This window comes from Sinomonas susongensis (assembly GCF_005877005.1).
Classification (GTDB): domain Bacteria; phylum Actinomycetota; class Actinomycetes; order Actinomycetales; family Micrococcaceae; genus Sinomonas; species Sinomonas susongensis.
Window position 1 is genome coordinate 1 of sequence record NZ_SSNH01000013.1, and the last position, 19634, is coordinate 19634.

The following is a 19634-nucleotide window of genomic DNA, read 5'->3' on the forward strand; positions in this document are numbered from 1 at the left end:
TCCGCTTTCCAATCCCCGCCTGGATCATCAGCCGATCCTCAGCAGTCAGCTCCCTACGCGCCATGCGACTCCTCAGCTCATGCCCCCGAAATCATCGCAAGCGTTGCTTCGAAGTCCTGAACTCAAGATAAGCGGGCTGGAGGAACCGGCCTAGCGGTCAGTGCTTCCGGAGCACCGGCCCACAGGGTCAGTCTTCCGGGAGGACCTTGGTGCCCTCGATCTGCACTGCCTTGAGCGCGTTCGTGTTGAGGCCGAGCTCACGCAGGATGGTCGGGGCGATCTGCGTGGTCTCCACCGAGCTCGTCACGGTCAAGTGGTGCGAGCCGGTGCCCTCGGACACCACGATCGGAACGTGGCGGTCCTGCGGGTCTGCGCCACCGTGCTCCGCGATCTTGCCCTTGCCGCCCGTGTAGACCACGCCGTGCTGGACGATGCCGAAGATGTCCGGGATGCGGGAATCGTTCGCGGAGGTGTGGAAGTAGTCCGCGACCTGGGAGCCGGCGTAGACGGTCGCGAGGCCCGAGTTCTGGACCGTCAGCGGCGATCCGCTGATGTTGTTGCCCGCGGCCGAGTGGGTGAGCAGGTACTGCTTGGCGAAGTCCGCGGCGGCCTGGGTGTGCTGGGTCAGCCAGAGCTGCATGATGTCGTCGTCGGTCGACATCGCGACGAGGTTGCCGGTGTGGCCGGCCGCCTGCCAAGCGGCGTTGAGGCCGTCGGTGATGGCTCCGTCGGGAACCCGCTTGAGCGCGGCCGGATCGGTGGGCGACTGGCCGTGCTTCGCGGAGAGGATCACGGTCGTCTTCTTGGCGTCCGGGGTCTTCGCGATCGCCGCGGTCATCTGGCCGACCTCGGTGTTGATGTAGTCGAGGGCTCGCGTCAGGAGCGGGCCCGGGGTCACGCCGTCGGTGAGGTATCCGCCCGCGAGGCCGTCGGAGGTCGGGAGCTTCTGGGCCGTGGAGACGGTCTGGAAGTTCATGCCGAAGATGCCGGGCTCGCCCGTGTTCTGCGCCCCGGAGTGGTCCTTGCCCGCGATCTCGTTGAGGACGGCCTGGACCTTGTACGTGTCGTACTGCTGGGTGGCCGCGTTGTCCGAGGTCCAGTCGCCCGAGTAGCCGGCGATCGAGGCGTCCGAGTTGATCTCCGGCGCGAAGAGGTCGTCCACACCGGTGCCCGAGGGGCCGCTGAGGATGTCGTAGGCCACGTGCTTGTCCGACCACGCGGTGTGGAGCCCGGCCTGCTTCGCGACCTCGAAGATCGTGTTCACCTTGAGGTACTGGTTCGGGTACACGGGCTTGCACGTGGTCGGATCAACCGGGAGGGCGGCCGGGTTGAGGAGCGACTTCGCGTTCCCGGTCATCTGGAGGATGCTGTTCGGCAGGCCCGGGAGGCCCTGGCCGGCGTCGAGCGCGTTCGGGTTGCGGTCGGCCGCCTCGGTGTACGCGACCTCGGCGCCGGGGGTCGCGCCCGCGCAGTTCGTGGTGCCTGCCGGGAGGAGGGCGCGGTTGTACGTGTCGTCGTAGTAGACGCCGGTCGTGCCCGGGTTGCCGCCGGTCGCCTGGGCGACCAGCCCGGGAAACGAGTCGGAGGGGACCGGGGTCTGCGCGTTCGTGTAGCTCGTGCCGTGGCCGACGAGGCTGGCGAGCGCGGACGCGGGGTGGGTCTTGACGTACCAGTCGAGATCCGACTGGTGCAGGCCGTCCACCGAGAGGAGGAGGACGTGCTTGTCCGAGTTGGCCCGCTGCGCCGTCGACGCGACGGGGGACGCGGCAGCGGCGGTCGCGGCAGTCGTCGCGGCGATGGCCGCGCCGAGCACGACCGCGGCGGCGCGCTTGGTGGTGGTCTTCATGATTCTCCGTTCCGGCGCCCGCAGCGCCTCATACGTAGGGCCCGCCCGAAGGGGCCACAAGCGATGGTGCCAGCGCAGGACCGGCTATAGCGGTCCGGGAGGGAGAGTTCGAGGAGAGTTCCCCTGCATGTTGCATTTCTCCCCGAAAATTCTCCGGGAATTTGGAGCTGTTTTTCCTTCTGAGGTGCAAGATGCGGATCGGATCAGGAACCCGGCGGCCACTCGCTTCGCGCGGCGAGGACGTCGCGGAGCAGGTCCGCACGGTCCGTCACGAGCCCGTCTACGCCGAGGTCCAGCAGCCGCACCATGTCGGACGCCTCGTTGACGGTCCAGACGTGGACCTGCCGCCCGAGGGCATGGGCCCGTGAGAGGAATCGCGGGGTCACGACGGGCAGGCTCCCCCTGCGCTCGGGCACCTGGAAGCAGTCGACGTCGCGCAGCACCCAGCGGAGCACCCCCGGCGGGAGGGCCGGGGCAGCGGCCGCGAGCAGCGCCGTCGTCCGCACGCCGGCCGACGACGGGACGCGCCGTGAGAGCCGCGAAAGGACCGCGCGGCGTCGTGCGTCGGAGAACGAGGCGACGAGGATCCGGTCGTGGAGCCCCAGCCTCTCGATCGCGGCCGCAAGCGGCGCGATCGCCGCGGAGGTCTTGACGTCGACGTTGAGGCACGCGCCCGGGAGCTCCTCGGCGAGCTCCTCGAAGCGCACGACCCTCTCGGTGCCACCGATCCGGGCACGCGAAACCTCCGCCCAGGTGAGGGCGGCGATGCGGCCCGAGCGGTCCGTCACCCTGTCGAGGGTGTCGTCGTGGAAGGCGACGAGGACGCCGTCCGCTGTGGCGTGCACGTCCGTCTCGAGGTGGGTGAAGCCGAGCTCCCAGGCAGCCCGGAAGGCCGTCAGCGTGTTCTCGAGCCCCGCGAGCGAGAAACCGCGGTGGGCGAGCGCGAGGGGAGGCGGGTGCAGGTAGCTCACGCGCCTCACGGTACGCCGACACCTTCCAGCCGCATCCGGGTAGGCTCGAATCCATGGAGAAGCTGCGCCGCACCGAGGAACGGCCCACCGAGGAACTGAGCCCGGTCAGCCGGGAGTACTTCCGCACCCTGCCCCGCCGTCGAGTCGCCGCTGGCCTCGTGATCCGTGACGAGGAGGGGTCCGTCCTGGCCGTGAAGCCGAACTACAAGGAGGGCTGGCTCCTGCCCGGCGGCACCGTCGACCCAGGCGAGGCGCCCCGCACGGCGGCCCGTCGCGAAGGCCGCGAGGAGCTCGGGCTCGACATCGAGCCCGGCGCGCTCCTGCTCATCGCACATTCGGCGTTCCCGGACCCAGTCGGCGACGGGCTCGTCTTCCTGTACGACGGCGGGAGCCTGCCCGACAGCGAAGAGATCACCCTCCAGGAGGAGGAGCTGACCGAGTGGAAGTTCGTGACGCCGGCGGAATTCGTGGAGTACTTCGGCGACCACGGCTCAGTCCACGTCGGTGCGGCCCTCACCGGGCTGGTCGAGGGCCGCACCCTCGAGCTCGAGGACGGGGTAGAACTCGTATGACTCTCCCGTTCAGCTAGGTCGACGTGTTCACGGACGAATTCCTCGGGGGCAACCCGGTCGCGGTCGTGCACGACGCCGTGGGAGTCTCCGACGAGTCGATGGCAGCGTTCGCCCGCTGGACCAACCTCTCCGAGACCACCTTCCTCCTCCCGCCGACCCAGGCCGGCGCCGACTACCGCCTCCGGATCTTCACTCCCGGCGGGGAGCTGCCCTTCGCGGGCCACCCCACACTCGGCTCTGCCCGGGCGTGGCTCGAGGCCGGCGGGGTCCCCAAGGAGGGCGGACAGCTGGTCCAGGAGTGCGGGGTGGGGCTCGTGGACCTCAGGGACGACGGCGGGCGCCTGGCCTTCGCCGCTCCGCCGCTCCAGCGCTCCGGTCCCGTTGACCAAGAAGAAGTCGCCGTGGTCGCGGGCTCGCTCGGGCTTGCGGCGGACGACGTCGTGGACGCGGCGTGGGTGGACAACGGGCCGGGGTGGGTAGCCGTGCTCCTGCGCGATGCGGAAACCGTCCTCGGTCTGCGGCCCGACTTCCCGTCGATGGGCAGCTACAAGGTCGGCGTGATCGGCCCGTATGCGGACGGCTCGGAGGCGGCCTTCGAGGTCCGGGCGTTCTGCCCGGACCTCGCCGTCCCAGAGGACCCCGTGACCGGGAGCCTCAACGCCGGCCTCGCACAGTGGCTCATCGGGAGCGGGCGAGCACCGTCGTCGTACACGGTGCAGCAAGGCACGGTCCTCGGCCGCGGCGGGCGGGTCCACGTTACGTCGGACGGTGAGGACGTCTGGATCGGGGGCGACACCGTCGTCGGGATCCGCGGGAGCGTCGAGCTGTAGGTCCCCCGGGGCTACTCGACCAGCTCGGCCGGCTCCGCCACGACGTCGACCATCGCCTCGCCGCGGAGGACGGTGATCTCCGTGCGCTGCCCGATTGCGTCCTCGAACATGTGCCGTTGGAGGGACTGGGCGTCCGCGAGCGGCGAGCCGTTGATGGCGAGCAGCAGGTCGCCGGGCCGGATGCCGCTCAGCGCCGCTGGGCTCCCCGTGACGACCTCGGCGACCCGGAGGGCGCGCTTCCGCCCCGTGCGTGCCACCCAACGGTCGTCCAGGGGGGTCGGGACGCTCACGAGGCCGAGATAGGCGCGCCGCACCCGTCCGTCCTCCCGCAGCGCGCGGAGGATCCGGCGCGTGGTCGCGTTGATGGGAACCGCGAGCCCGAGCCCGATTCCGGCCACAGCCGTATTGATCCCGACGACGCGGCCCTTCGAGTCCGCGAGCGCGCCCCCGGAGTTGCCCGGGTTGAGGGCGGCGTCGGTCTGGATGACGTCTTCGATGAGGCGGGATGCAGTCCGCCCCTGCGCCGGCATCGAGCGGCCGAGCGCGCTCACGACGCCAGCCGTCACGCTGCCTTCGAGGCCGAGCGGACTTCCCACGGCGACCACGAGTGAACCGACGAGGAGCCGGTCCGCGTTGCCGAACTCGGGCGGCTCGGGCACCGGGACAGCGGTGCGCAGGACCGCCAGATCGGAGAGGGGGTCCCGGCCCACCACGTAGAAGCGTCCGGACGAACCGTCGGCAAACGCGACCTCACCCTCCGAAAGGCGCCCGACGACGTGGGCGTTCGTGACCAAGTGGCCCTCCGCGCTCATCACGACGGCCGAGCCCGCGCCACGCACAGTACGCACGGAGGCGACCCGTGGCGTCAGGTGCCGGGCGACGCCCGTCACGACCTCGGAGTAGGCGTCAAGGACTTCGTCATCGCTCATACATGGGAAAACGCGCAAGGCGCCGGCGCCGATTCCGTTGATCGCCGCAGGCGAACCCAACCAATGTGGGTCGTCAAACACAGATCGAAGTTTGAACCATGCCGATACGGGTATCAGTCCAACACGTATCCACTAACCGAACTGAGGAGGCCACCGTGCTGCTGTGGATCGCCATTATCCTGTTCGTCCTCTGGCTCTTGGGCTTCATCGCCCTGCCGACCCTGGGTGGATGGGTGCACATCCTGATCGTTCTCGCAGTGATTGCACTCATCGTCCATCTGGTGCGCGGCCGGAGGGCGGTCTAGCAGCAACACGCTGACTGCCCCGGCCCTATCAGACGCCTCGCCGAGGTGCTGCGCGCGGATCGCCATTCGGCCGATCCGGACGCGGCGCCTCGGCGTCGGCGTGTCTGGGGTTCCTTCTCCACCATGGCCCGGGACTTCCGGGGCGTGCAGAATGTGCTTGCAGGCAATCCCGTACAGGAGGTAGCACCTTGATCTGGATCGCGCTGGTCCTTTTTGTCATCTGGCTCCTCGGCGTCATCGTGAATATCGGCGTCGGGATCCACATGGTGCTTTTCGTGGCTGTCGGCTTCTTCATCGTCTGGGCGGCGACCCGGGCGGGCGAGCACCGCTACGACGAAGTCGAGCACACGGTCGTCACGACCCAGCCGGCGGTGGGCGACCAAGGTGCCCACCGGACCCGGGAGCTCAGGAAGTAGGGCCCCTACCCCGCCTTGCGCAGGCCCGCAAGCTTGCGCTCGAGGACCTGCGCAACGCCGTCGTCCTCGATGCCCGGGGCGTGCAGCTCTGTGGCGGCGAGGGCGCGTGGGTGGCCTGAGGCCATCGCGTAGCCCTCGCCCGCCCAGGTGAGCATCTCGACGTCGTTCGGCATGTCCCCGAAGGCGACGACGTCCTCCGCCGGAACCCCGAGTGCATGCGCGTACTCGGCGAGCGTGACGGCCTTGTTGACGCCGAGCGGCGCCATCTCGAGCATCGTGAGGTCGAGCGCGGAGTGCGTGATGGACACAAGGTGCCCGACGTGGGGGGCCACGGCCCGGAAATAGTCCTCGGCGGACATATCTTCGATCTTCGCCATGAACTTCACCACCTCGTCCCCGGACACGAGGTCCTCGAGCTCGCCGTGGCGCACCTCCCCCAGGAGGTGGCGGTGCCGAGGCTCCGCGAATCCCGTCTCCATGACGAACTCGTGGGCGGTCTCGGCGGCGAACGTCGTCTCGGGGAACAGCCCGCGGATGATGTCCCGCGCCTCGAGCATCGTGTGGCGTGCGATGCCCTGCGACGAGACCACGGACATCGTCGAGAGGTCGTAGACGAGCGCACCGTTCGAGCAGATGACCGTCCCCGTATGGCGGAGCTGCTCGCTGAGCGGGGTGAGCCAGCGGGCCGGTCGGCCGGTTACGAAGACGACCGCGACGCCCGCCGCCTCGCACGACTGCAGAGCTCGGATGGTCCGCCCGGAGATACGCCCATCGCGGCTCAGGATCGTGCCGTCGATGTCGCTTGCGACAAGCCTCACTGGACCTCGAAGTAGCCGGTGAGCTGCGCCCGGCCGAGCGTGTGGAAGAACAGGTTGAAGCCGAGGAAGGCCGGCGTCGCATCCGGGCCGATGTCGAGCCGGTCGACGTCGACCGCGTGCACCGTCACGATGTAGCGGTGGGGGCCGTGGCCCTTCGGCGGGGCCGCGCCGACGAAGCCCGCGTACCCGGCGTCGTTCTTCAGCTCGAGCGCGCCCTCGGGAAGGCTCGCGTCCGAGTCGGAAGGGCCCATCCCGTCCGCACTGCCGCCCGCGCCCTCGGGCAGCTCGTCGACGGTTGCGGGGATGTTCGCGACGGCCCAGTGCCAGAAGCCGCTCGCAGTGGGGGCGTCGGGGTCGTACACCGTGACGCAGTAGCTCTTGGTGCCCTCGGGCGCCCCGGACCAGGTCAGCTGGGGCGAGAGGTCCTTGCCGCCCGGCACCTGGAACACGCCGCTCACCTGGTTGGGGGCCAGCGTGCCGCCGTCCGTGATGTCCTCCGACGTCACGGTGAACGGCTCGACCTGGGGCAGGTCGTCGTACGGATTGTGCTTGGCCATGAACACTCCTTTGCTCGGTTGGCCCGCCTACAGCGGGAGGACGTCCCTCACTTCGGCCCGGGTGGGCGGGTTGGCGCCCGGGCGGGAGACGGTGACCGCGGCCGCGCGGGCCGCGAAGTCGAGGATGCGGCGCAGCTCTTCGACGTCTGTCCGGCGAAGCTCCGGCCGGCGCTGGGCCCCGTCGAGCTCGCGGTCGACGATGCCGCTGAGGAGCGCGGACATGAACGAATCGCCGGCACCGACGGTGTCCGCGACGCGGACCTTCGCGGCGGGGACCTCGGCCTCGCCGGCGCCGCAGATGCCCCAGGGTCCGTCGCCGCCGCGGGTCACGACGACGATCGACGGCCCCTCCGGCGCGCCGAGCGACTTCCAGCGGCGGGCCGACTCGAGGGGATCCGTCCCCGGGTACAGCCACTCGAGGTCCTCGTCCGAGGCCTTCACGACGTCCGCGAGCGCCACGAACCGCTCGACGAGCGGACGGACTGCTTCACGGTCGGTCGTGATGGTGGGGCGGCAGTTCGGGTCGAAGCCGATGGTCGCGCGCGGGCGCGCCCGTTCGACGGCGGAGAGCACCTGGGCTGCGCCCGGCTCGAGCACCGTCGCGATGGAACCGGTATGCAGGAGCGTCGTGGCACCGAGGATGTCCGAGAGGCGGTCCCGCAGGTCGGGGAGGTGCCAGTCGAGGTCGAACGTGTAGGTCGCGGCGCCCCTGTGGTCGAGCTCCGCGATCGCGACCGACGTCGGCGTGCCGTCCGGCGGAAGGGGCAAGAGGACTCCCGCAGCCTTGAGATGCTGGGTGAGGAGGCGTCCGTTGGCATCGTCGCCGTAGCGGCCGAGGAACTGCACGGGGTGGTCGAGGCGGGCGAGCCCGACTGCAACGTTGAGCGGACTGCCGCCGGGGTGCGCCTCCATGCCCGTCGGCTTGTGGACGACGTCGACGAGGCCCTCCCCAATGACAGTGAGCATGGGGCCTACGGTAGCAGTCTGGCGAGGAGGTCGCGGCACGTTTCGTAGGCCTCCGCCCCGGGCGTGATGGGCGCAAAATGGTCGCCGGCCGTCTCGTGCAGCTCGGCGGGATCCCCCGCCCGAAGGGCCGCGGCGACGTACGCCTCCGAGAGCTCGAACGGGACGGCGGCGTCCTCGCGTGAGTGGACCGCGAGCACCGGCACGCCCGTGGGCAGGCGGCGCATCGGGTCGGCGAGCGCATATGCCTCGGGAAGTGCGGACTCGGGGCCACCCATGAGGTTCGCTGCGGCGTCGTCGCTCAGGCGGAGCCGATGGGCGGCCGAGAGGTCCAGGACCCCGGCCTGGCTCACGACGCCGGCCAGCCGCACGGCTGGGGCGCCGCCTCCCCTTCTGGCGGCCTCCGCGGCGCGGCCCGCGGCCCACACGGCGAGATGTCCGCCAGCGGAGTGGCCGAGCGCAACGACGCGGTCCAGGTCCAGGATTTTGTCCGCGTCCGGTTCGGGGTCCCCGACGCGGTTCGCGCCGAGGTTGGCGAGGTGGTCGATGCCCATGGAGACGTCGCGGAACGTCGCCGGCCAGCCGCCGTCGCCCGTTCTTCCTGCACTTCCGGCCCTGCGGTATTCGAGGTTCCACACCGCCCAGCCCTGCAGGGCCAGGTCGAGCGCCGCGGGCACGCCGAGCTCGGCTGTCCACCTGTCGCGCCAGTAGCCGCCGTGGATCACGACGACGGTGCCGCGCACGGGCGCCCCGGACCCGGCGTCGTCCGGCAGGAAGAGCTCCCCCCATTGGTCTCGGTGGGGGCCGTATGGGTGGATTTCGCGTGTCGGCACGTCATCACCCTATGGCTGGACGTCCGGTGTCGGGGCCGATTGCTACCGTGAAGGCATGGCCACCAACTATGACCGCCTGGACGCGGGGCAGCGCGCGCTCGTCGACGCGTCCGTCGAGACCTACGCCCGGGTCCGCCCCGCGCTCAAGGCGGTCACGTACCACGTCCTGCACATCCTGCGGGACATGTTCAACAAGAGCGACGAAGCCGATCCGCTGTTCATCACCGGCCGGACCAAGACCGTCGAGTCGTTCAAGGAGAAGATCTCCCGCCTCGACCCGCCCGCCGAGCCCGGGGGCACCCCCACCCTCAAGTTCCCCGACCCGTTCCGCACCCTCAACGACATGGTGGGCGTGCGAGTCATCACGCGGCTTCCGCACGACAACGCGATCGCGGCGAACCTGATCAAGCGGCAGCGCGACATCTTCGACTGCCGAGGCGACCGGGAGAAGGCGATCGGGTCGATCGAGTCCGGAACCTACGGCTACTCGAGCCGCCACCTGATCCTGCGCACACTGCAGAACGACGCGGTCAAGGCCTATCAGGCGGTGTTCAACCCGGAGCTCCCCGCGAACGGGAGCTACTTCTTCGAGTGTCAGATCCGCACGATCTTCGCCCACGCGTGGAGCGAGATCGAGCATGACATCCGGTTCAAGAGCAGCGATCCGCGCGCCTGGAGCCCGCAGTTCGACCGGCAGTTCACGGCGACGGCGGCGATGCTCGAAGTCGTGGAGAAGGAGTTCGCGGAGCTGCACGAGCGCTACGAGAAGGTCCGCAGCTTCTGGAACGAGGCCGGGCAGGGCGGCGAGCCGCTCACCCCGGACCGGATCCGGGACGTCTGGCAGACGCTCCTGCCCCACGTGGACCGCAAGGTCGACGACGACTGGGGCTGGGCCGCGGAACTCGTCGCCGCGCACGGCTTCACGCAGACCTGGCAGCTCGTCGAGCTGCTCGACGCCGAACGCATCACGGAGGTCCGAAAGGCGCTGGACCACCGCTACTCTCCCGGCCCCGACCGGCTCCTCGACGACCTCCTGCTCTGGCGATTCGGGCGCGACCACATCGACCTCACGGCCGAACCCGCCGAATCGCCGGTCCATCCGCGCCGGGACAGCCTCCAGCGCCGCCTCAAGCAGATCGAGCGGTACCGGCTGAACTGACGAGCGTGCTCGGCGCCTGCCCGCACGCCCCGCGTTTCGGACTTCGCCTCCCGCTTCGGCGGCGGGCGATGTCCGAAAGGCGGGGTCCGCTGCAGGCGGGGCTTGCGTACGGCCGGGGCTCGCGCACGGCGTGGCCCCGAGCGCCGCAGGCCTACGTGCCGAAGATGAACTCCTCCGCATGGGCCACTGCCTTGCGGAAGGAGTCGTTGCGCAGAGCGATCGCCGGATCGTTCGACCCGCCGTTGACGGTGGCGGCCTCAACGTAGGTTGACAGGCCGGGGGGCCTCAGCACCCAGATTCCCCCCTGGGGCGGCAGGTAGAAGACGGCGAACGAACGCGCCGAGGAGTCGTCTTCCCAAACGGGGACGACGGCGACGGCGGCGCCTGTGTCCACGTTGATCCACTGGGCGCGGGGCCGGGGCTGCTCCTCGTCGTAGACGCTCGGGTCGAGGAACGGAGCCGTCCCTTCACCCCATCTCTCCTCGAATCTCTCATGGAACACCGGGAACAGTGCGTGGTCGTAACGGCGCCAGCCGCCCGCCGTCTGGCTCACTGATCTCCTCCTTTCAGGAGAACCACCAGGACTTTCAGGGGAACCACCGGAACAGGATCCTCAAGAGGTCCGGGTCCGGTTCGTCGAAGACGGAACGAGGGGGCCATGCGCTGCTTCGCGGCTCCGGCATCCCCGCCCACAGGCTGAATGCGGCCTCGGCACGCCGCAAGGCCTGGTCGTAGGCGGCGCGTCGATGCGGATGCCCGAGGACTGCGTACGCCTCGAAGACCGCCCCGAGCCGATCCGCGCTGGCGCTTCCTGCCTCTGGCGAATCCGGATGCAGCTCCCTCACGAGGCGGCGATAGGCCCGCCGTATCTCCTGCTGGCTCGCCGAACGGTCGACGCCCAGCACCTCGTAGAAGTCCGTATGGGGCATCGGACCCACCACCCGCGCGGCCCGGCGGGCGCTCCGGCAGGGCAGAACGCAGCCCTGCCGGAGCCTGGACTCAGGCCGCTATCTCTCGCTTTGACTTCGATGTGCCGACATTGATCTTGCGCGGCTTCGCCTGCTCCGCGATCGGGATGCGCAGCGTCAGCACGCCATCCTCATAGTTGGCCGTGACGTTGGCGGTGTCGAGGGAGTCCCCGAGGATGAGCTCCCGGCCGAACACGCCGGACGGTCGCTCCGCGGCGACAACCTCGGCATCCTCGGGCCGGTGCGACCCTCTCTGGGCCCGCACGGTCAGGACGTTGCGTTCGACATCGACGTCGATCGAGTTTGGATCCACGCCGGGAAGGTCGAACTCCACCACGAACTCTCCGTCGGCTCGCCACGCCTCGAGCGGCATGGCCGTTGGGCGCGACGCGCTACCGAAGACCTGCTCGGTCAGGCGGTCGAGTTCGCGGAACGGGTCGGTACGCATCAGCATCGTTGCCACCTCCAAGGGTTCGATATAGGGTCAAATGGTTGTCATCTGGTCGACACCTAATCTGTCTTCCGAGACATAGATATAATAGATCCAACCGTGCAGATCAATGCAAGAGGCACTTCACCGGAGAGGAGCTGAGAGTGTCACCGAAGCGTCATCCCTCAGACGGGGTCTACGCCATCTCGGTGGCCGCCGAACTCTCCGGCCTGGGCCTTTCGAGCCTCCGGCTCTACGAGCGCAAGGGCCTCATTGCCCCGTCGCGCACCGAGGGCGGCACGCGCCGCTACAGCGAGGACGACATGCAGCGGCTCGAGCGCATCAGCGAGCTCCTCGAAGCCGGCCTCAACATCGAGGGGGTCAAGCTCGTCCTCACCCTCGAGGCGGAGAATGCGAGACTACGGGCCCAGCTCGCGAAGGCACGCTCGGCCGCGGGCGGCTGAGCCGTGGCCTGCCTGCGCCGTGGCCTGCCTGCGCCCTTCCGCGTCGGCTGTTTGTGTGCTGGGCTGGCAGGGTAGCCACCGAGCGAACCCAGCCGACCTAGCGAAAGGGTAGACCCATGAAGGCTTCCGACGAACTCGCCCACGGCCTCCAGGCCATCCTCGTAGACCTCATCGACCTGTCCCTCGAGGGCAAGCAGGCCCACTGGAACATCGTGGGGCCCAACTTCCGTGACCTCCACCTCCAGCTCGATGAGGTCGTCGCGGCGGCCCGCCTCCATGCCGACGAGGTCGCCGAGCGGCTTCGCGCCCTGCACGCGGTCCCGGACGGGCGGGCATCGACCGTCGCGAAGACCGCCAGCCTGCAGGAGGGCAGCGAAGGCCTCGTGACGACGAGCGACGCGATCGACCGCGTCGTGGCTGCCCTCGAGGCCACGTGCTCGACGGTCCGCGGCGTCTACGAGGCCGTCGAACAGGACGACGCCGCGACCACCGACATCCTCAACCAGATCATCCTCCAGCTCGAAAAGCTCGCGTGGATGGTCTCGGCGGAGAAGGCCAACACCGCGACGGCCTAGGGAACCGCGCCGCCCAGCCCGGTTCTCGAGGGGCGCAGCCGGGTCGCCACGCGACACGCGGCGGCCCGGACTGATGGGGAAGGCACAACCGGGCGGGAGGGCCGCGATGACGGGTTTCCTCAGGGCAGGAGTTCTCGCGCGGCCTCTTCGAGCACGGTCCGCACGGCGACCATGACAGGGTGGCCGGTACTCGAGCCCCGCATCGACGTGAAGACGGTGCGGTGCGGGGCGCCAGCGAGCTCCACGAGACGGGCCGACGGCGTGCGGCCCACCCAGACGAGGTCAGGGAGGAGGGCGACGGCGTTGCCCGACTCGACGAGCCCGACGTGGGCCTGGAGGTCCGCCGTTTCGTACCGGACGTCGGGTTCGAAGCCAGCCGAGCGGCAGGCCTGTTCGGCCCAATGGCGGGAGGCAGCACCGTGAGGCTCCATGACCCACGGAAGGCCGGCAGCATCCTTGAGCCGCCGCACGCCGTCGATCGCGGCCCCGCTCCCCGGCGGAGGGACGGCGAGGCGGATCGCATCGCTCGTCAGCGGCTGCCGGTCCAGGCCCGGGTGGTGGGGCGCGGCATGGTGGGGGTACTGTTCCGCGACGACGAGGTCGAAATCGCGGGTCCACGTCTCGTGCAGCGCAGTTTCCGGCTCGTGCTGGACCATCTCGACCCGCACGGCCGGGTGCCGCTCGCGCAAGGTCCGCAGCGCCGTCGGCATCAGGGCGAGCGCGGCCGTCTGGAACACCGCGAGCCGGACCGTTCCGCGCACCTCGCTGTGGCTCGCCGCCAACGCCGTCTCGGCGCGTTCGAAGGCGTCGAGGAGCTCGCCCGTGTGCTCGACGAGCACGAGCGCCTGGGGGGTGAGGACTACTCGGCGCCCCGACCTGCGGAGCAGTTCGGTTCCGACCTCCTTCTCGAGGAGGGCGAGCTGCTGCGAGACCGACGACGGGCTGTACGCGAGCGCCTCGGCGACGTCCGCGAGGGTCCCGCGGATGCTCAGCTCCCGCAGGAGGCGCAGGCGCCGGATCTCGAGCATGAAGACGGTTCCTTTCATTCGGTTTTCCCAATGATTATGCGTCAAAAAACATCACTTCTGCTTCTGTAACTCAAGGCACATACTGGCAGAAGGACCCGAGGGGACCTCACGGAATCAGACAGGACGAAAGATGACGACGCCGACCCGCGCAACTGGCCCCGAAGCCAGTCACTCCCCCCAAGTACGCCCGCAGGACCTCGCGGATGAAGCAGTGGCCCAGGTGCGAGCCTGGCTGGCCGCCGCAGCCACCTTCCCCGTCGACCCCGCCGCCGCCCAGCTCGCCGCCGTGCTCAAGGACCCGGACGGGCTCGAGTTCACGGTCGGGTTCGTGGACGGCGTCGTCCGCCCCGAGGACCTCGGCGTCGCCGCCCGCAACCTTCGCGCGCTTGCGCCGAAGGCCCCCGCGTTCCTGCCGTGGCCGCTCAAGCGCGCCGTCCAGCTCGGAGGCTCGCTCGCACCGGTGGCGCCGAGCGTCGTCGTGCCGATCGCGCGCCGCGTGCTCCGCCAGATGGTCGGGCACCTCATCATCGATGCCTCGGACGCCCGGCTCGGGCCGGCCATCGCGAAGATCCGCAAGCCCGGAATCCGCCTCAACATGAACCTCCTCGGCGAGGCGATCCTCGGCCGCGATGAGGCCTCCCGCCGCCTCGAGGGCACCCGTAGGCTCCTTGCCCGGGACGACGTCGACTACGTCTCGATCAAGGTCTCCGCAACCGTCGCGCCCCACAACCACTGGGCGTTCGACGAGGCGGTCGAGGACATTGTCGAATCGCTCGCACCGCTCTACCGCCTCGCCCTGAGGGGCGGGAAGAGCGAGTCGGAAGCTGCCGGCAAGTCCAAGTTCATCAACCTCGACATGGAGGAGTACAAGGACCTCGACCTCACGGTCGCCGTGTTCACGCGGCTCCTCGAGCGCGAGGAGTTCCGCGGCCTCGAGGCCGGGATCGTGCTCCAGGCCTATCTCCCCGACTGCCTCGGTGCGATGATGCAGCTCCAGGAGTGGGCAGCGGCGCGGGTTGCGGCCGGAGGCGCCCCGATCAAGGTCCGCGTCGTCAAGGGTGCGAACCTCCCGATGGAGCAGGTGGACGCCGAGATCCACGACTGGCCCCTCGCGACCTGGGGTTCGAAGCGCGAGACCGATACGTCCTACAAGGCGGTCCTCGACTACGCACTCAGCCCCGAGCGGCTCGCCAACGTCCGCATCGGTGTCGCGGGCCACAACCTCTTCGACATCGCGCTCGCCTGGCTCCTCGCGAAGGCGCGGGGCGTTGACCTCGGGGTGGCGGACGGCTCGGGCCTGGTCGAGTTCGAGATGCTGCTCGGCATGGCCTCCGCCCAGGCGCAGGCGGTCCTCGCAGACGTCGGGCATCTCCTGCTCTACACCCCGGTCGTGCACCCGAACGAGTTCGACGTCGCGATCGCCTACCTCATCCGGCGGCTCGAAGAGGGCGCGAGCCAGGACAACTTCATGAGCGCGGTCTTCGAGCTCGACTCGAATGACGTGCTCTTCGAGCGCGAGAAGAAGCGCTTCCTCGCCTCGATCGAAGCGCTCGACAAGCCGCCGTTCACGGGCGGCGGGGTGCCCGAACCCCGTCGGAAGCAGGACCGGCGCCAGACCGACCAGGGCATCGCCGAGCACCACGACGGAAACGCCCCCGGCAACTCGCGCGCCTTCTCCAACACCCCCGACACCGACCCGGACCTCCCGGGGAACCGCGAATGGGGCCGGGCGATCCTTGCGCGGGCCGAGCGTTCCACGATCGGGGCGGACGTCGTCGAGCGAAATACCCTTTCGACGGCTGCCCAACTCGACTCGGTCATCGCCGCTGCCCTCGACGGGGCGAATACGTGGCACGCACTCACAGGCGAGGAGCGCGCCGCGGTCCTCGACGAGATGGGACGCTCGCTCGAAAGCCATCGCGCGGACCTCATCGAGGCCATGGCGAGCGAATGCGGCAAGACGATCGACCAAGGCGACCCCGAGGTCTCGGAGGCCATCGACTTCGCCCACTACTACGCAAACCTGGCGCGAGAGCTCGACACGGTCGACGGCGCGCAGTTCGAGCCGAGCCGGCTCACGGTCGTGACGCCACCGTGGAACTTCCCCGTGGCGATCCCGGCGGGCTCGACGCTCGCTGCACTCGCCGCGGGCTCCGCCGTCGTGATCAAGCCCGCGAAGCAGGCGCGGCGTTCGGGTGCCGTCATGGTCCAGGCGCTCTGGGAGGCGCTCGACGCCGTCGGCATCCCACGCCGGATCCTGCAGTACGTGCAGCTCGAGGAACGCTCGCTGGGAAAGCAGCTCATCGCGCACCCCGACGTCGAGCGCGTCATCCTCACGGGCGGGTACGAGACCGCCGAGCTGTTCCGCTCGTTCCGCCACGACCTGCCGCTCCTCGCTGAGACGTCGGGCAAGAACGCGATCATCGTGACCCCGAGCGCCGACCTCGACCTCGCCGCCCGCGACGTCGCCCAGTCCGCGTTCGGCCACGCCGGGCAGAAGTGCTCCGCCGCCTCGCTCGTGATCCTCGTCGGCTCGGTGACGCGGTCGCGGCGATTCCGCAACCAGCTCATCGATGCCGTGCAGTCGCTGCACGTCGGATACCCGTGGGACCCGCGGAGCCAGATGGGACCCGTGGTCGAGCAGCCCGGCGAGAAGCTGCGCCGGGGGCTCACGCAGCTCGGCGAGGGCGAGCACTGGGTGCTCGAACCGCGCCAGCTCGACGATTCCGGGAAGCTCTGGAGCCCGGGCATCCGAGCGGGTGTGCGGCCCGGCTCGGAGTACCACCTCGTCGAGTACTTCGGGCCGATCCTCGGCATCATGACGGCCTCGTCGCTCGAGGAGGCCGTGGCCCTCGCGAACCAGGTCGACTACGGGCTCACGTCGGGGCTGCATTCGCTGGACCGCGGCGAGATCGAGCACTGGACGGAGCACATCGAGGCGGGAAACCTCTACGTCAACCGCGGGATCACGGGTGCGATCGTGCGGCGGCAGCCGTTCGGGGGCTGGAAGAAGTCGGCCGTCGGCGCCGGTGCGAAGGCCGGCGGCCCGAACTACCTCATCGGCCTCGGCTCATGGGCGGACGCCCCTGTGGACGACGCCGCGAAGGCGCCCGTCGAAGGGCCCGCCGCCGAGCTGCTCGCGGCGGCTCAGGGAGTCCTGGAAGCGGACGACGCCGCGTGGCTCGCCGACGCGCTCGCGTCCGACGCCGCGGCCTGGGCCTCGGAGTTCGGGGTCTCGAAGGACGTGAGCGGGCTCGAGTGCGAACGCAACGTCTTCCGGTATCGGCCGGTGGCCGTGACGGTCCGCTTCGACGGACAGACGTCCGGGCACGGGGACGCCGAACTGCTCCGTGTCGCGGCGGCCGGGGTGCGCGCAGGCTCGAAGGTCTTCGTCAGCAGCGCGGTGACGCTCCCGGGCAACTGTGCTGCGGTGCTCGAGCGGCATGGCGTCCAGATCGTCACCGAGTCGACGCCCGCGTGGCTCGGCCGGGCGCGGCGGATGCGCTCCGGGCGTATCCGCCTCATCGCGAGCCCGGTCTCCGCGAGTGCAGCCGAACTCTCCGAGGTCCTGGGAGGCCGCCCGGACGTGGCCGTCTACCGCCACCCTGTGGTCGCTTCCGGCCGCGTGGAGCTCCTGCCATTCCTTCACGAACAGGCGGTGTCCCTCACGGCCCACCGCTTCGGGAACCCGAACCCGCTCATCGCGTCGCTGAGCGTCTGAGTCCGTCAGGCCCGGGCGTGCGGCGACGCATGCCCGGGCCTGGCCTGCGCCTAGCCCGGATAGCCTGTGTGGATGGAGAAGCCATGACCGTTCGCAGCGCCGCCCTTCTGCTCTACAGGCGCGACGAGGGCTCGGGGATCGCCGTGTGGATCGGCCACATGGGGGGTCCCTTCTGGGCTCGAAAGGATGCGCGGGCCTGGTCGATCCCGAAGGGCGAATTCCTCGACAGCGAGGAACCCTTGGCTGCAGCGGTGCGGGAATTCACGGAGGAGATAGGCACTCCCCCGCCGGCTGCCGACTACGCGCATCTGGGCGATTTCCGTCAGCCGTCGCGCAAGATCATCACCGTCTACGCGGCGGAGGCCGACTTCGAGCCGGACCGGATCGAGAGCAACACCTTCCCCCTCGAATGGCCGAAGGGCTCGGGGCGGATCCAGGACTACCCCGAGATCGACCGAGCCGAGTGGTTCCCCGAAGAAGTCGCCCGGACGAAGCTCGTCGCGGGCCAAGTGCCGATCCTCGACGCGCTGCTCGAACGCCTGAAGGCCGTCTAGCCCTCGTTCTGGCCGGCGAGCGGCAGGCGGAGCGTGAAGACGCTCCCCACGCCGAGCTGGCTCGTCACCTCGAGGCCGCCGCCGAGCAGTTCGGCCACCTCCTGGGCGAGCGCGAGCCCGAGGCCGGTGCCCGGGACCCCCGAACGCAGGGCCGCGTCCCCGCGCTGGAAACGCGTGAAGACGCGGGTCAGGTCCTCGGGTGCGATCCCGAACCCCTCGTCCGCGACGGAGCACACGGCCCAGTTCCCCTCCCGCTCCAGGGTCAGCGTGACCTTCGTGCCCTCGTCCGAATACTTCAGGGCGTTCGAGATGAGGTTATCCAGGATGCGGGCGACGGCGGACCGGTCGCCCAGGATGGGCAGCTCGCCGTCCGCCTCGACGGTGAGGGCGATTTCGCGTGCCTCAGCGTCCGGGGCCGCCGAGTCCGCCGCCTGCTGGACGAGGCGCGAGAGGTCGAGCCGGACGCGGGGAAGGTCCGGCGCCGAGCCCTCGACGGAGGCGGCCAGGATGTCGTCGACCATCTTCCGCAGATGGCGGGCGTTCCGGCTCATGACCTGCAGGTCCGAGACGGCCGAGGGACTCAGCGACGGGTCGTCCTGAAGCAGCTCCGCGTAGCCGAGGAGGCTCGTGAGAGGCGTGCGGAATTCGTGCGACATTGCTGCGAGGAAGCTGTCACGGGCCCGCACCGCTGCAATCACCTCGGTCACGTCCGAGCACGCAAGGACGGTGCCTGCGCGTTCGCCCGCGGCGTCGCGGAACTCCCGGGCCGAGATCGAGACCGTCCGGGACTCGGGTCCCCGGCCGAGCCGGAACACTTCCCGGGTCATGGTGTCCCCCGCGACTGCGCGCGCCACCGGCCGTTCCTCGTGTCCGAGGGGCTGATCGGACCCGTCGCGGTAGACGAGCAGCTCGGACTCGTCGACTTCGGTCGCTCCGGGCGGGACGCTCGCGAGGTAGAGCTGGCGCTGCTTCGTGTTCATGAAGACGTCCTTGCCGTCGCGGTCCAGGAGGAGGACCCCGACGTCGACGGTGTCGAGGATGGTGTCGAGGAGCCGCTGGCGGGTCTCGCTCCTCGCGAGGAGCTCTTCGACTCGACGCTGCTGAGCCATGCCGCTCATCGTCAGCACCGCGATGGAGACCGCGACGGCCACGAGCATGAAGGGCACAACGATCTCCGACACGAGACTGTGCGGCTCTGCCGCGCCGAGCGCCAGGAGCGGGAGCCAGACCATGAGCAGGGACGCCAGGGCGCTCAGGGCCACAGTGAGGCGCGGCCGGTACCCGGACCCCGAGAGCCAGATGACGGGGAAGACCCCGAGGAGCCCGAGGCCCGAGATCACTCCTCCCGCCCCAGGCCTGAGGAGTGCGAGCGGAGCGAAGTCGAGCAGGGGGATCGCGAGGACAGCCCACGCCGGGAGGCGGTGCCACGGGACCACGGCGCAGAGCCCGAGGAGCGCCAGGGCGATGGCCTGGCCGACGACGAAGGCCGGGGCCGAGAGGGTCCGGGGGTCAACGAAGAGGAGGACGACGGCGACGAGCAGGAGCGTCACGTTGAGCGGGAGCTGGCTCAGGACGGCCTTCCTCCGCATCCCCAGCGCGTGGAAGCGATTCTGGACTCGCACCAGCACGTCGAGCAGAGTCTCCACTTCGTCTCCCGTCACCTACTTGATATTCCCCAGACAAGTTTGTGACATC

At 69.8% G+C, this 19634-nt stretch carries 21 protein-coding genes; 9 read left to right on the forward strand and 12 right to left on the reverse strand.

Annotated elements, in window-relative coordinates:
- Nucleotides 1-187 precede the first annotated feature (187 nt).
- Both E6A21_RS15225 and E6A21_RS15230 read right to left on the reverse strand, forming a co-directional pair.
- Nucleotides 188-1846 carry an alkaline phosphatase family protein gene (locus tag E6A21_RS15225; protein WP_138445010.1) on the reverse strand — a complete coding sequence of 553 codons (1659 nt, stop codon included), beginning with the start codon at nucleotides 1844-1846 and terminating at the stop codon, nucleotides 188-190.
- Between the two features lie 203 nt (nucleotides 1847-2049).
- Complete coding sequence (locus tag E6A21_RS15230) at nucleotides 2050-2817, reverse strand: glycerophosphodiester phosphodiesterase family protein (protein WP_246036561.1); 768 nt, start codon at nucleotides 2815-2817, stop codon at nucleotides 2050-2052.
- A gap of 53 nt (nucleotides 2818-2870) precedes the next feature.
- Between E6A21_RS15230 and E6A21_RS15235 the strand changes: the two genes are divergently transcribed.
- Complete coding sequence (locus tag E6A21_RS15235; RefSeq protein WP_138445012.1) at nucleotides 2871-3389, forward strand: NUDIX domain-containing protein; 519 nt, start codon at nucleotides 2871-2873, stop codon at nucleotides 3387-3389.
- Nucleotides 3390-3412: 23 nt separating this feature from the next.
- A complete protein-coding gene (locus E6A21_RS15240; RefSeq protein ID WP_246036563.1) occupies nucleotides 3413-4219 on the forward strand; it encodes a PhzF family phenazine biosynthesis protein in 807 nt (268 codons plus the stop codon).
- An 11-nt stretch (nucleotides 4220-4230) separates the two neighbouring features.
- On the opposite strand, the gene E6A21_RS15245 is transcribed toward E6A21_RS15240, so the two are convergent.
- Nucleotides 4231-5148 carry a S1C family serine protease gene (locus tag E6A21_RS15245; RefSeq protein ID WP_138445013.1) on the reverse strand — a complete coding sequence of 306 codons (918 nt, stop codon included), beginning with the start codon at nucleotides 5146-5148 and terminating at the stop codon, nucleotides 4231-4233.
- Nucleotides 5149-5303: 155 nt separating this feature from the next.
- On the opposite strand from E6A21_RS15245, the gene E6A21_RS15250 reads away from it, so the two are divergent.
- Both E6A21_RS15250 and E6A21_RS15255 read left to right on the forward strand, forming a co-directional pair.
- Nucleotides 5304-5453, forward strand: a complete 150-nt coding sequence (locus E6A21_RS15250; protein ID WP_197061919.1) for a lmo0937 family membrane protein — start codon at nucleotides 5304-5306, stop codon at nucleotides 5451-5453.
- A gap of 188 nt (nucleotides 5454-5641) precedes the next feature.
- A complete protein-coding gene (locus tag E6A21_RS15255; protein WP_138445014.1) occupies nucleotides 5642-5869 on the forward strand; it encodes a hypothetical protein in 228 nt (75 codons plus the stop codon).
- 5 nt (nucleotides 5870-5874) lie between these two features.
- On the opposite strand, the gene E6A21_RS15260 is transcribed toward E6A21_RS15255, so the two are convergent.
- Genes E6A21_RS15260 through E6A21_RS15275 form a run of 4 tightly spaced genes read right to left on the reverse strand, consistent with a single transcriptional unit; the run spans nucleotide 5875 to nucleotide 9040 of the window.
- Nucleotides 5875-6687, reverse strand: coding sequence for an HAD family hydrolase (locus tag E6A21_RS15260; protein ID WP_138445015.1), 813 nt, complete (start codon nucleotides 6685-6687; stop codon nucleotides 5875-5877).
- Nucleotides 6684-7244: a YbhB/YbcL family Raf kinase inhibitor-like protein gene (locus E6A21_RS15265; RefSeq protein WP_138445016.1), complete on the reverse strand. Its 561-nt coding sequence runs from the start codon at nucleotides 7242-7244 to the stop codon at nucleotides 6684-6686. The genes E6A21_RS15260 and E6A21_RS15265 overlap by 4 nt, the downstream gene beginning before the upstream one ends.
- 27 nt (nucleotides 7245-7271) lie before the next feature.
- Nucleotides 7272-8210: a carbohydrate kinase family protein gene (locus tag E6A21_RS15270; RefSeq protein WP_138445017.1), complete on the reverse strand. Its 939-nt coding sequence runs from the start codon at nucleotides 8208-8210 to the stop codon at nucleotides 7272-7274.
- Between the two features lie 5 nt (nucleotides 8211-8215).
- Entirely contained in the window at nucleotides 8216-9040 is an 825-nt protein-coding gene (locus tag E6A21_RS15275; RefSeq protein ID WP_171041434.1) for an alpha/beta hydrolase family protein, read from the reverse strand.
- Nucleotides 9041-9095: 55 nt separating this feature from the next.
- Here E6A21_RS15275 and E6A21_RS15280 point away from each other — a divergent pair, with 55 nt between their 5' ends.
- Nucleotides 9096-10199, forward strand: a complete 1104-nt coding sequence (locus E6A21_RS15280; RefSeq protein ID WP_138445018.1) for a GTP pyrophosphokinase — start codon at nucleotides 9096-9098, stop codon at nucleotides 10197-10199.
- A gap of 151 nt (nucleotides 10200-10350) precedes the next feature.
- Here the strand turns inward: E6A21_RS15280 and E6A21_RS15285 are convergent, their stop codons facing one another.
- The 3 genes from E6A21_RS15285 to E6A21_RS15295 all read right to left on the reverse strand — a co-directional run bounded on the left by E6A21_RS15285 (nucleotide 10351) and on the right by E6A21_RS15295 (nucleotide 11621).
- On the reverse strand, nucleotides 10351-10752 hold the full coding sequence (locus E6A21_RS15285; RefSeq protein WP_138445019.1) for a hypothetical protein: 402 nt from the start codon (nucleotides 10750-10752) through the stop codon (nucleotides 10351-10353).
- Nucleotides 10753-10786: 34 nt separating this feature from the next.
- Nucleotides 10787-11128 (reverse strand): DnaJ domain-containing protein, encoded by a 342-nt coding sequence (locus E6A21_RS15290; protein ID WP_138445020.1) that lies wholly within the window; start codon nucleotides 11126-11128, stop codon nucleotides 10787-10789.
- Nucleotides 11129-11198: 70 nt separating this feature from the next.
- Nucleotides 11199-11621: an Hsp20/alpha crystallin family protein gene (locus E6A21_RS15295; RefSeq protein ID WP_138445021.1), complete on the reverse strand. Its 423-nt coding sequence runs from the start codon at nucleotides 11619-11621 to the stop codon at nucleotides 11199-11201.
- A 140-nt stretch (nucleotides 11622-11761) separates the two neighbouring features.
- Between E6A21_RS15295 and E6A21_RS15300 the strand changes: the two genes are divergently transcribed.
- Both E6A21_RS15300 and E6A21_RS15305 read left to right on the forward strand, forming a co-directional pair.
- Nucleotides 11762-12061: a MerR family transcriptional regulator gene (locus tag E6A21_RS15300; RefSeq protein WP_138445022.1), complete on the forward strand. Its 300-nt coding sequence runs from the start codon at nucleotides 11762-11764 to the stop codon at nucleotides 12059-12061.
- A 116-nt stretch (nucleotides 12062-12177) separates the two neighbouring features.
- Entirely contained in the window at nucleotides 12178-12636 is a 459-nt protein-coding gene (locus E6A21_RS15305) for a Dps family protein (RefSeq protein WP_138445023.1), read from the forward strand.
- Between the two features lie 119 nt (nucleotides 12637-12755).
- Here E6A21_RS15305 and E6A21_RS15310 read toward each other — a convergent pair whose 3' ends face one another.
- On the reverse strand, nucleotides 12756-13664 hold the full coding sequence (locus E6A21_RS15310) for a LysR substrate-binding domain-containing protein (RefSeq protein ID WP_138445086.1): 909 nt from the start codon (nucleotides 13662-13664) through the stop codon (nucleotides 12756-12758).
- A gap of 130 nt (nucleotides 13665-13794) precedes the next feature.
- Between E6A21_RS15310 and E6A21_RS15315 the strand changes: the two genes are divergently transcribed.
- Together E6A21_RS15315 and E6A21_RS15320 are read left to right on the forward strand one after the other, a co-directional pair.
- Complete coding sequence (locus tag E6A21_RS15315; RefSeq protein ID WP_138445024.1) at nucleotides 13795-17385, forward strand: proline dehydrogenase family protein; 3591 nt, start codon at nucleotides 13795-13797, stop codon at nucleotides 17383-17385.
- A gap of 83 nt (nucleotides 17386-17468) precedes the next feature.
- Nucleotides 17469-17939: an NUDIX hydrolase gene (locus E6A21_RS15320; RefSeq protein WP_138445025.1), complete on the forward strand. Its 471-nt coding sequence runs from the start codon at nucleotides 17469-17471 to the stop codon at nucleotides 17937-17939.
- Here the strand turns inward: E6A21_RS15320 and E6A21_RS15325 are convergent.
- Entirely contained in the window at nucleotides 17936-19600 is a 1665-nt protein-coding gene (locus E6A21_RS15325) for a sensor histidine kinase (RefSeq protein WP_138445026.1), read from the reverse strand. The genes E6A21_RS15320 and E6A21_RS15325 overlap by 4 nt on opposite strands.
- Between the last annotated feature and the right edge of the window lie 34 nt (nucleotides 19601-19634).